The organism is Brevundimonas diminuta 3F5N (assembly GCF_900163625.1).
Lineage (GTDB): Bacteria > Pseudomonadota > Alphaproteobacteria > Caulobacterales > Caulobacteraceae > Brevundimonas > Brevundimonas diminuta_A.
The window spans coordinates 1-10,913 of the sequence record NZ_FUIE01000073.1 but is presented as its reverse complement, the minus strand read 5'-3'; the positions used below and the strand labels follow the sequence as shown (position 1 = coordinate 10,913).

Here is a 10,913-nt window from a genome sequence, read left to right as displayed (position 1 = left end):
CCTTCTCCCCTTGAGGGAGAAGGTGGGCGCCGGAGGCGCTCGGATGAGGGGTGTCAGCGCCTGGATGAGTTGTTGAGGCTCGGCAGAAGACCAAATTTTCAGGCCTGAGCGCTTACACCCCTCATCCGTCAGGCTCCGCCTGCCACCTTCTCCCTCAAGGGGAGAAGGATGAAGGTCAGTCCGCCGGCATCCGGCCGTAGTTGACGGCGATGCGGCCGATCAGGCCCTTGACGATCAGATCGACGGGCGAGCCCTCGCGATAGTCCCCCGCCGCGACGAAGTTGACCCGGTCCTCCGAGATCAGGCGGTGGATCTTGTCGTGGTCGCGCGGGGTGCTGTCGGGGTCGTAGACGGCGATGGAGAAGCCGCCCTTGGTGTGCATCATCTTCATGGTCGGCACGTCGGTGTCGCCGTCGCCTAGGAAGATCATGCGGTCGAAGGGGATGGGGCGCTCCTCATCCGGGATGAAGCGGTTGATACGCTCATCCTCCCAGTGGTTGTGCACCCCCTTGTTGATGCGGAACAGATACTGGGTCTTGGTCGTGTAGTTGACGCCCACGGCGGGCCAGACGGCCACGTCCTCGTCGTCATAGGCGTATTTCGAGGCGAAGACGTGGGTGAAGGCCTCGGCGATGGGGCAGCCCTCGATCATCTCGGTCAGGCCCGCCGAGATGATGTAGTGCTCGATCTCCAGCCCGAACTGGGCGCCGAAGGCGTTCATCCGGTCGAACCAGGAGCGATCGCGCAGGCCCTCGAACAGGGCCACGTCGCGGCCGTGGTCGCGCAGCGTCTGGCGCGTCACCGGGGCGCCCTGTTCGCGCGCGGCCAGCAGCATCATCTGCATGTACATCAGGATGCCGTCGCCGTCCGAGGCGATAGTCCGGGGACGGACGGTCTCGTTCCAGAACTGGGCCGGCGTCATCCCGATCGAGGGGATGAAGCTGACCTCCTGCATATTGCCTCGCGCCAGGGTGCCGTCGAAATCATAGATGACGGCGGTCTTGAGCAGGGGGCGGGTCGTGTCGGCCATGAGGACGTCCTGGAAGGCTTGGACACGCCCTCTAGCACGACTGGACGGCCAAGATCAGCCCAGCAGCAGTTCCGGCGCAGCGGTCGGCGCCGTGGCCTCGACCGGCAGGTGCAGGATGAAAGCCGCGCCCTTGCCCGGTTCCGACTGAACCTCGGCCCAGCCGCCGTGCAGCTCGACCAGGGCCTTGACCAGGGCCAGGGCCACGCCCGGCCCGCCGCGCTCGCGTCGCACGAAGCGGTCGAAGACGTGGGCCTGCAAATGGTAGGGGATGCCTCGGCCGGTGTCCTCGACGCGGATGCGCACCTCGCCCGGCCCAGCCTCGGCGGTCAGGCTGACCGCGCCGCCTTCGGACACGGCGCGGCAGGCGTTCTCCAGCAGGTGGTCGACCGCCTGGGCGATGCGGCGGGCGTCAGCGCGGATCGGCTTCAACCCTGTCGGGCAGGCCAGGTTCAGCGTGGCGCCCCGGCCCTCGACCTTGGCCCGGATCTTTTTCGCCGCCTCGTCCAGCAGGTCGCAGACCCGCACGTCGCCCAGCGTCAGCTCCATCTCGCCCGCGTCGATCTGGGCCATGTCCAGCACGTCGTCGATGGAGCGGGCCAGATGGCTGGCCGCCACGCGGATGGCGCCCGCGTGCTGACGGCTGCGCTCGGGCAGGTCGCCCATCGCCTCCAGCAGTTCCGAATAGCCGACGATGGTCGTCAGCGGCGTCCTAAGCTCATAGGAGACGCTGCCGACGAACTCACGCTTCAGCGCCTGACTTTCGGCCAGGGCGGCCTCCTTGGCGGCGAGGGCTTGCTCCAGCTCGCGCCGGGCCGTCACGTCGAAGAAGGCGACCAGGGTGGCGCCGTCGGGCAGAGGGCGGGTCTGCCAGGCCGCGATGCGGCCATCCTCGGTGCGCCCTTCGCCGGAGATGGCCACGCGGCTCTCCGGGTCGGGATCGGCCACACGCGCCTTCAGCCCCAGCCACAGGGCGGCGTCGGGCAGGACCGGACGGCACAGGGCGGCCACGGCGTCGAAGTCGCCCGCCTCCATCAACCGCTCGCCGGCCACGTTCCAAAAGCTTTCGAAGGCTTCGTTGTGCAGCCGCAGTCGTCCGTCCGAACCGAACACGGCGACGGCGTCGTTCAGCTTGTCCAGCGTCGCGCGTTGGACCTGGATCTGGGCGTTATAGCGGCTGCGCAACTGCAGCTCGCCGGTGATGTCCGAAAAGATCAGCAGGATGCCGCCCAACGGGTGCGGCTGGCGCACCACCCGCAGCGTCCGCCCGTCGGGCAGGGACCAGCTGTCGTCCGGCGAGGCCTGGGCCGCGCCGTAGAAGTCCAGCTCCTCGGCCTTCCAGGCGGCATAGTCGACGACCTCGGGCAGCAGGCGCTTCTGGCGCAGCCGGTCCAGCAGTTCGGCGTGGGTCGGGCGCTCGTCCAGCCAGGCCGGATCGACTCCGAACAGCGACTGGAAGGCGGTGTTGTGGAAGGCCAGACGCTTGGACGGGCCGAAGATGGCCACGGCGTCGGCCAGGTGGTTCAGCGTCTCGTCATGGGCCTCGACGTGACGGCGCAGGGTGTCGCGCGTCTCTTCGGCCTCGGTCATCTCGATGGCGAAAGCGATCACGGCGCCGCGCCCGCCCGCCAGCGGCTCGGCCAGGATCTTCCACGCCCGGCGCCGCCCGCCCGCGGTGGTCCAGCGGAAGCCTTCCTGGCGCGCGTTGAGGCGCAGGGCCTCGGCCACCACAGCGTCTGCGCCCCGGTCGAAGCTGAGGTTCCGGCTGCGCGCCTCGTCCAGCGTCTCGGCGCCCGTCTCCAGCAGCCAGGCGCTGTTCGCCCAGATCAGATGGCCCGCCCCGTCGACCACCCAGGTCGGCGCGGGGGATTGCTCGGCCAGAGCGCCCGGCCCGGCCTCGCCGCCCGTATCAGGGCCGCCCAGGCGCGACAGCCGCAGCCAGGCCCCGCCGCCGTGCGCCCGCCCTTCGACCGCCCAGGTTCCGTCAGTGGTCTCCAGCAGGGTCTCGAACGCTTCCCCGGCGCCGATCAGGGCCTCCATACGGCCGGTGTGCGATTGTCTCAGGGCCGACAGGATGGCGTCGGCCGCCCCCGCCGCGTCCTGGCCCGGCGCGAGAGCCGCCAGCACGTCCGCGGCGCCGAAGACGCTCTCGATCTCGCCATCGGGGCGCAAGCCCAGACGCACGTCGTCGAACGCCATCAGGGCCGTAGCCCCCGCCTCCGCCTGGTCGCGAGCGCCGGCGAGGCCGTCCTCGACCTCGCCCTCGCGCGCGACCAGCCGGGCGCGCAGGCGCCAGGCCCAGACGCTGACCGCCAGCGCCAGCCCCGCCGCGCCCGCCGTGGCCGCAAAGGCGATGTCGGCCGCGAGATCCGCCTCGGCCATGCCTTCCCCAGAAAATCCGATCCAAGCATCGGCCGCCCGTCAGGTCAGGCCGATTCGGCGTTTACCATACTCTGATTGGGCGAATTGCGATGCGGCCCATGCACGCGCGGCCGCCTCTGCGATTGCGGCCCAGCCCGACGCGGGCGATATCCCCGACATGACCACGCCCTGGACCGACCAGATCGCCCCCTCGCTCGACGATTTCGCCCGCCTGGCCGAAGAGGCCTTTGCCGGCTTGCCCGACCTGTTCCGCCAGGCGGCGGGAGACGTCGTCATCCGCGTTGACGACTTCGCCGACGAGGAGATCCTGCGCGATCTGGAAATCGAAGACCCGTTCGAGCTGACCGGCCTCTATTCCGGCGTCCACATCGGCGAACGCGACGCCATGGGTCCGGCGCCCGAGCCGTCGCGCGTCTTCCTGTATCGCCGGCCCATCCTCGACGAATGGTGCGAGCGCGGCGATGTCGGCCTGGCCGAGATCATCGCCCACGTCCTGATCCACGAGATCGGCCACCACCTGGGCCTGGACGACGACCAGATCCACGCCATCGAGGACGACGAGGACTGACATGCTGTATGTCTTTCCGCCTGAAACCTACGTCCGCGCCGTCGCCGACTATGATCGGCCCTATGAGGATCCGATCGACGCGCGGGCAGGCGACGCCGTGGTTCCGGTCTCGGACGGCTCCATGCCGACGGACTTCATGGGGTGGACCTGGTGCGTCGGCGCGGATGGGCGCGCGGGCTGGACGCCCGACGGCTGGTGCGAGCCCACGACCTCCGGCTGGCGCCTGATCCGAGATTTCAACGCGCTCGAACTGACCGTCCGCGCAGGAGACCGCCTCCGGCTGATCCACAGCGAAAGCGGCTTCCTGTTCTGCGAGACGGCGGCTGGAGAGCGCGCCTGGCTCCCCGACGCCGTCGTCGTCCTTGAGCGAAACGACTAGTCCGCGATCCGCTCCAGCTTGGCGGCGAAGAAGCCGTCCAGACCGCCCTTTTCCGCCCATTGCGACGGCAGGATGCGCAGCCAGCCTTCGGGGGTCAGGGCCTCGTCCGGGGCGCCGATCTCAGCCGGGACCGCCGCGACCGTGCGGAAGGCCGGGTTGCGGCGCAGGAAGGCGATGACCTGCGTCTCGCCCTCCTCGCGCTCCAGCGAGCAGACGCAGTAGACCAAGCGCCCGCCCGGCTTCACCTTCTCAGCAGCGGCATCCAGCAGGCGATGCTGCACGTCAGCCAGCTTGGCCACGTCGGCGGGGCGGGTGGCGCGCAGCACTTCCGGATTGCGACGATAGGTGCCGGTGGCCGTGCAGGGCGCGTCCAGCAGGACCGCGTCGAACGTGCGGTCGTCTTCCCAGTCTTCAGCCGGAACGGCGACGACCTCGGCCTTGAGGTTCATGCGCTCGAAATTCTGACGCAGGCGCTTCAGCCGCGCCTCGGAGCGATCCAGGGCGACGACCTCGGCCCCGGCCGCGGCCAGTTGCAGCGTCTTGCCGCCCGGCGCGGCGCACAGGTCCAGCGCCGTCTCGCCCGCCTTGACCGCCAGCAGGCGCGCCGGGACGGCGGCGGCCGCATCCTGCACCCACCAGTCGCCGGCCTCGAAACCGGGCCAGGCGGCGACGTCGCCGCGCTTGCCGGTGCGGACCGTGCCGCCGGGCAGGGCCTCGCCCTCAACCGACGCCGCCAGTTCGGCCAGGTCGACGCCGGGCTTGGCCGTCAGGTCTGTCGCGGGTTCTTCGCGCGTGGCCAGGGCCAGGCCGATCAGGGCCGCCTCGCCATAGGTCGCCTTCCAGCGCTGGGCCAGCCAGTCGGGCAGGTTGGACTCGGCGGTCGTCAGGCCGGGACCGTCGCGGCCGACGCCGCGCAGCACGGCGTTGACCAGATTCTTGTAGGGCCGGGTCTTGGCGTCGCGCTCGGCCAGCTTGACCGCCGTCGACACCGCCGCAAACGCCGGGGTGTCCAGCACCAGGGTCTGGGCCAGGGCGACGCGCAGGATGGTCAGCACCGCCAGCGGCGGCGCCTTCTGCAGACGGCGCTCCAGAATCTGATCGATCTCGCCCAGACGGCGCAGGGCCGCCATGGCCACGGCGCGGGCGAAGGCCCGATCCTGCGGCGGCAGATCGCGCGCGGGCGACTGCGACAGGGCCTCGTCCAGGCCGGTGCGCTTCTCCAGCGCCGCGTTCAGCAGGACGCCCGCCACCAGCCGCGCCTCGACGCCGATGTCGGCGTGCGGGTCGTCCGCGATCGGGCGCGGGGCCGCTTCACGACGCGGGCCGCGCGCCTTTTCGGCGATGCGGCGGCCGCGCGCGGCAGAGCTTTTGCCCTTGGGCGTTCCCCCGCTCACACCGACACCTGGGTGCCGAGTTCGACCACGCGGCCGGGCGGAATGCGGAAGAAGTCGGTCGGATTGGCGGCGTTACGCATCAGGAAGATAAACAGCTTGTCCTGCCACAGAGGCATGCCCTGGCGGGCGGAAGGAACGACCGAACGACGGCCGAGGAAGAAGCTGGTCGACATGATGTCGAACTTCAGCCCCTGCTTGCGACACAGGCCGAGCGCACGCGGCACGTTCGGCGTCTCCATATAGCCGAACGTCAGGGTCAGTCGCTTGAAATCATCGCTGATCGGCTCGACCGCCACCCTTTGCAGGTCCGGCACACGCGGCCGGTCCGAAGTGTGAACCGTCAGGATGATGTTCTTCTCGTGCAGCACCTTGTTGTGCTTGAGATTGTGCATCAGGGCCACCGGCGCCACGTCCGGGTCGGACGTCAGGAAGATGGCGGTACCCGGCGCCCGGTGCGGCGGGCGGGCGCGCAGCATCTCGATCAGATCGGTCAGCGGCAGGCTGTCCTTGCGCGTCTTGTCGGCCAGGATCTGCGAGCCGCGCACCCAAGTCCACATCAGCATGACCAAGCCGCCGCCCAGCACCAGCGGCATCCACGCCCCGGCCGGAATCTTCAGCAGGTTGGAGGTCAGGAAGACCGCGTCGATGAAGCCGAACGGCACCAGGGTCAGCAGGATGGCCCACCAAGACCACTTCCACTTGTGACGCACGACGGTGAAGGCCATCAGGGTGTTGACCATCATGGTCCCCGTCACCGCCACGCCATAGGCCGCCGTCAGATTGTGCGACGACTGGAAGCTGACCAGGACGAACAGCACCCCGACCAGCAGCAGGCTGTTGATCGCGGGCACGTAGATCTGACCCGCCTGGGTCTCGGAGGTGTTGCGGATGTCGATGCGCGGCAGCAGGCCCAGCTGGACCGCCTGCTGCGTGACCGAGAAGGCGCCCGTGATCATCGCCTGGCTGGCGATCACCGTGGCCGCCGTGGCCAGGATCAGCATGGGCCAGTAGGCCAACTGCGGCACCATGTTCCAGAACGGGTTGCTCGCCGCGCCGGGGTGCGACAGCAGGAAGGCGCCCTGACCAAGATAGCAGAGCGTCAGACACGGCAGGACGATGAACAGCCAGCTCTGGCGGATCGGCGCCTTGCCGAAATGGCCCATGTCCGCATACAGCGCCTCGGCCCCGGTCACGGCCAGGAAGACGCTGCCCAGGATGACGAAGCCCAGGAAGCCGTCGGCGATCAGCAGCTTGATCCCATAGTAGGGCGACAGGGCCTTCAGGATCGACAGGTCGTCGAAGATATGGACCACGCCCAAAACGCCCAGCGACAGGAACCAGATCAGGGTGATGGGGCCGAAGAATTTGGCCAGGCCGGCCGTGCCGCGCGACTGGACCAGGAAGAGGGCGATCAGGATGCCCGCCGCCAGCGGCAGGATGAAGGGGTCCAGCCGCCCGTTCAGGCCGGGCGCCTCCTGCAGGCCTTCGACGGCCGACAGGACCGAGATGGCGGGCGTGATGACGCCGTCGCTGTAGAACAGGGCCGCGCCGCAGACGCCCAGGACGAACAGCCAGGCGCTGCGCCGTCCGATGGCGTGCTGGGCCAGGGCCATCAGCGACAGGGTGCCGCCCTCGCCCTTGTTGTCGGCCCGCATCAGGAACATGACGTATTTGAACGTCACGACGACCATCAGCGCCCAGAAGGCCAGAGACACCACGCCTATGATCGCCAGATCGCCGCCGACGCCCTTCTGGGCGTGGGCCGTCGCCTCGCGCAGGGCGTAGATGGGGCTGGTGCCGATATCGCCGAACACCACGCCGATGGCGCCCAGGATCAGGGCGCGGTGGCTGGCTTTGCCCCCGCCATGACCGTCCGCCCCGCCGGAAGGCGGAGTCTGGGCGTTTACAGGAGAGGAGGCGTTGGCGGTTGGCGCGGCGTCGCCGCGGGGCGTATCCCCGACCATGCAATGTTCTCCGGGTCGCGCGAGGAGGCGCGCGCCCATCAAGAGCGGCGGGCCTTTAGACCTTTTCCGTCAGCGGTTCAATCGCGCCCCGTTTCCGGACGCGCGGCGGACGACAGGATGCGGCGGTCGTCCTTGGCCTGCAACAGCACCACCACCCCTTCGTCGACCCCTGCATCCTGGGGCAGGGGGAACAGCACGGGCCGCCCATTCCAGTCGCCCAGGCGGCGCACTTCGCGCACCACATTGACGTGGGTCACCGCCCGGCCGCGGTTGTCGCCGCCCTTGACCTCGACCGTCTGCTGGCCCGGCCGATAGACGACGGCGACGACTTCGGCCCCGCCGCGCGGCGGACGGCCCGAGCCGATGCCGACGCGGTCGCCGGTCTCGCGGAACTCGATCTCAGGGGGCCAGCCCCGACCCTGCGCCTCGGCCTCGACCGCCGCCTTCAACTCCGGCGAACGGGCGCCCGAGACATGGCGACGCCCATCGATCACCACCTGCGGCGTCGAGACGTTCCGCAGCCTCAGGGCCTGGCGATAGGCGCGCTGACGCTCGGCGAATTCCGGGCGGGCGAAGGTGTCGGACCAACCCAGATAGTCCCAGTAGTCGACGCCGTAGGTCAGAACGATCACGCCCGGATCCTCGGCCACCGTCTCGACCGTGCGATTGGCGTCGGGACATCCGGCGCAGCCCTGGGCGGTGAACAGCTCGACCACCACCGGCTGGACCGGGGCGTCGCGCTCGCGCGGGCGCGAAGGCGCGGCGGCGACAGCCAGCAGGCCCGCGCCCACGACCGCCGCCGTCATCCCATACCTGAACAGGCCCCGTGCCATCATGGCGGCGATCCTATCCTTTCGGCCCGATAACGCCGCTCATAAATGCGTGAGCGGCGTTATACGCAGCCTATCGGCCTTCGCGCTCAAGCAGACCGAAGGCCGATAGCGCGCCAAAGAACGCCCTCAGTCCATCAGTTGTTGGCTGAGATAGACGTAGTGACGCGCCCAGCGGCGGGCGTTGGCCACCGGATCCGCGTCGTTGGAGTGGCCGCCCGCCGTGTCCTCGAAATAGAGATGGTCGTGGCCCTGATCGCCCAGGCGCGCCGCGAACTTGCGGGCGTGGCCGGGGTGCACCCGGTCGTCGCGCGTGTTGGTGGTGATATAGACGCGCGGATATTTCACCTCGGGCCGCAGCTGCTGATAGGCCGAGTAGCGGGCGATGAACTCGGCGTCGCCCGGAATGCGCGGATCGCCGTATTCGCCCATCCACGAGGCGCCCGCCGGCAGCTCCTGATAGCGCAGCATGTCGATCAACGGGCTTTCGATGACCGCCGCGTTGAACAAATCCGGATGCTGGGTGATGGACACCGAGGTCAGCACCCCGCCGTTCGACCGGCCGTAGATGCCCAGATGGCGCGGGCTGGTGATGCGGCGCTGCTCCAGATCGCGGGCCACGGCCGCGAAGTCGTCGAAGGCGCGCTGGCGGTTCTCGCGCAAGGCCGCCTGGTGCCATTGCGGCCCGAACTCGCCGCCGCCACGGATGTTGGCCTGAACGAAGACGCCGCCGTTCTCGAGCCACAGCTTGCCCATCTCGGGCTTGTAGGCGGGCGGGAAGCTGGCCTGGAAGCCGCCGTAGCCGAACAGGATGGTCGGGCCGGTCCCGTCCATCGCCAGGTTTTTCGGCCGGGTGACGAAGTAGGGGATTTTCGTCCCGTCGGTCGAGGTCGCCTCGAACTGCTCGACCACATGGGTCGAGGCGTCGAACTTGGCTGGGGCCGATTTCAACTCGGTCAGGGCGCCGGTGGAGACGTCGGCGAGGCTGAGGGTCGGCGGCGTCAGGAAGCCCTGGGTCGAGACGAAGACCTGGCCCTTGCCCTTTGAGCTGTCGCCCAAGCTCACCGCGCTGTTGGCGGGAACGGCGAGCCCGGTCACGGCCCAGCCGGTCGCGGTCGGGGTGAAACGCTTCAGCGTGCCGACGACATTGTCGGCGATGACGGCGACGATGCTGTCAGACAGGACGGTCACGTTCTGCAGCGACTGGCGCGGCGTCGGCGTGAAGATGGTCGCCCGCTCAGCGCCGATGGCGATATCCAGCCGAACCGGCCCCAGCACGCCCAGCGGCAGGGACAGCAGCGAACCGGCGGCATAGTCCTGACCGTCGAAGCTCCACGCCTGATCGGGCGAGAAGACCAGATTGCCGCCCATGACGCCTTCAACGGCGACGCGTTCCGGCAGGTTCAGCTTGTGCGGCTTGCCATCGGCGCCCAGCGCCCAGATTTCCGAGCGGAAGGTGTCCAGCGGACGGCTGAACAGCACGGCCTCGACCGCGCCCGCCTTGTCGCGGAAGACCATGGGCGAGACGCCGTAGCCGCCGTCGCCCTGCTGGCCGCGATAGACTTCGGTCGCGTGCGCCAGCGGATGGCCGCGCGTCAGGGATTTGACGATGTAGGGATAGCCCGACTCCGTCAGGCTGCCGGGACCGAAGTCGGTGGCGATCAGCAGGGTGTCGCGATCCAGCCAGCTGATGCGGTGCTTGCCTTCGGGGATGACGAACCCGCCGTCGACAAACCGCTTGGTCGTCAGGTCGAACTCGCGCACCGTCACGGCGTCCTTGCCGCCGTCCGACAGGTTGATCAGGCAGCGCGTCTCGTCCGGCGCCAGGCAGTTGGCGCCCTTGAACACCCAGTCCTTGCCCTCGGCCCTGGCCAGGGCGTCGATGTCCAGCAGCGTCTCCCACTGCGGCTGGGCCGTGCGATAGGAGGCCAGCGTCGTGCGGCGCCAGACGCCCTTCGGATTGGCCGCGTCCTGCCAGAAGTTGCCGAGACCTTCGCCCAGGAAGCTGACGCCGGGGATGCGGTCGGTCGCCGTCAGAATAGCCTCGGCCTGCTGACGGAAGGGCTCGTAGCGGCGGTCGCCGGTCAGGGCGGCCAGGGCCTTTTCGTTCGAGGCGGCGACGAAGGCGCGGGCCTCGGCGCCGTCCACCTCTTCCAGCGCCAGATGGTCGTCGGCGGCCTTGACCCCTTCAGGCGACAGGTCGCGCGGGAAGTGCGGCGGCGGGGTCGTCGCGGAGGCGGCCGCCGGGTCGGCGAGCGCGCCTTGGGCCAGCACCGGACCGGCAGCAAGGATCAGGACAGGCAAGGCAGCTGACAGGAACAGGGTTTTCACAATCTTCTCCGCTCATCCCCGCGGAGGCGGGGACCCAG

At 69.3% G+C, this 10,913-nt stretch carries 8 protein-coding genes; 2 read left to right on the top strand and 6 right to left on the bottom strand.

From position 1 onward, the window contains the following. Positions 1 to 175 precede the first annotated feature (175 nt). On the bottom strand, positions 176 to 1,030 hold the full coding sequence (locus tag FM111_RS13290; protein ID WP_087141411.1) for an HAD family hydrolase: 855 nt from the start codon (positions 1,028 to 1,030) through the stop codon (positions 176 to 178). 54 nt (positions 1,031 to 1,084) lie between these two features. After that, positions 1,085 to 3,409, bottom strand: coding sequence for a sensor histidine kinase (locus FM111_RS13285; protein WP_087141410.1), 2,325 nt, complete (start codon positions 3,407 to 3,409; stop codon positions 1,085 to 1,087). A gap of 157 nt (positions 3,410 to 3,566) precedes the next feature. On the opposite strand from FM111_RS13285, the gene FM111_RS13280 reads away from it, so the two are divergent. Both FM111_RS13280 and FM111_RS13275 read left to right on the top strand, forming a co-directional pair. Then, positions 3,567 to 3,977 carry a metallopeptidase family protein gene (locus FM111_RS13280; protein WP_087141409.1) on the top strand — a complete coding sequence of 137 codons (411 nt, stop codon included), beginning with the start codon at positions 3,567 to 3,569 and terminating at the stop codon, positions 3,975 to 3,977. A gap of 1 nt (position 3,978) precedes the next feature. Continuing rightward, the gene (locus FM111_RS13275) at positions 3,979 to 4,356 is read left to right on the top strand and encodes a hypothetical protein (protein ID WP_087141408.1); all 378 of its coding nucleotides are present in this window, start codon (positions 3,979 to 3,981) and stop codon (positions 4,354 to 4,356) included. Here FM111_RS13275 and FM111_RS13270 read toward each other — a convergent pair. The 4 genes from FM111_RS13270 to FM111_RS13255 all read right to left on the bottom strand — a co-directional run bounded on the left by FM111_RS13270 (position 4,353) and on the right by FM111_RS13255 (position 10,878). After that, complete coding sequence (locus FM111_RS13270) at positions 4,353 to 5,750, bottom strand: RsmB/NOP family class I SAM-dependent RNA methyltransferase (protein ID WP_087141407.1); 1,398 nt, start codon at positions 5,748 to 5,750, stop codon at positions 4,353 to 4,355. The genes FM111_RS13275 and FM111_RS13270 overlap by 4 nt on opposite strands. Next, entirely contained in the window at positions 5,747 to 7,714 is a 1,968-nt protein-coding gene (locus FM111_RS13265; protein ID WP_087141406.1) for a potassium transporter Kup, read from the bottom strand. Before FM111_RS13265 ends, FM111_RS13270 begins: the two co-directional genes overlap by 4 nt. Positions 7,715 to 7,791: 77 nt before the next feature. Then, on the bottom strand, positions 7,792 to 8,550 hold the full coding sequence (locus FM111_RS13260) for a DUF1223 domain-containing protein (protein WP_087141405.1): 759 nt from the start codon (positions 8,548 to 8,550) through the stop codon (positions 7,792 to 7,794). A gap of 123 nt (positions 8,551 to 8,673) precedes the next feature. Continuing rightward, entirely contained in the window at positions 8,674 to 10,878 is a 2,205-nt protein-coding gene (locus FM111_RS13255) for a prolyl oligopeptidase family serine peptidase (protein WP_087141404.1), read from the bottom strand. Positions 10,879 to 10,913: the final 35 nt, after the last annotated feature.

Coding starts and splice junctions, on each gene's coding strand:
- FM111_RS13290 (WP_087141411.1), bottom strand. CDS start 1,030: ATGGCCGACACGACCCGCCCCCTGCTCAAGACCGCCGTCATCTATGAT.
- FM111_RS13285 (WP_087141410.1), bottom strand. CDS start 3,409: ATGGCCGAGGCGGATCTCGCGGCCGACATCGCCTTTGCGGCCACGGCG.
- FM111_RS13280 (WP_087141409.1), top strand. CDS start 3,567: ATGACCACGCCCTGGACCGACCAGATCGCCCCCTCGCTCGACGATTTC.
- FM111_RS13275 (WP_087141408.1), top strand. CDS start 3,979: ATGCTGTATGTCTTTCCGCCTGAAACCTACGTCCGCGCCGTCGCCGAC.
- FM111_RS13265 (WP_087141406.1), bottom strand. CDS start 7,714: ATGGTCGGGGATACGCCCCGCGGCGACGCCGCGCCAACCGCCAACGCC.
- FM111_RS13260 (WP_087141405.1), bottom strand. CDS start 8,550: ATGATGGCACGGGGCCTGTTCAGGTATGGGATGACGGCGGCGGTCGTG.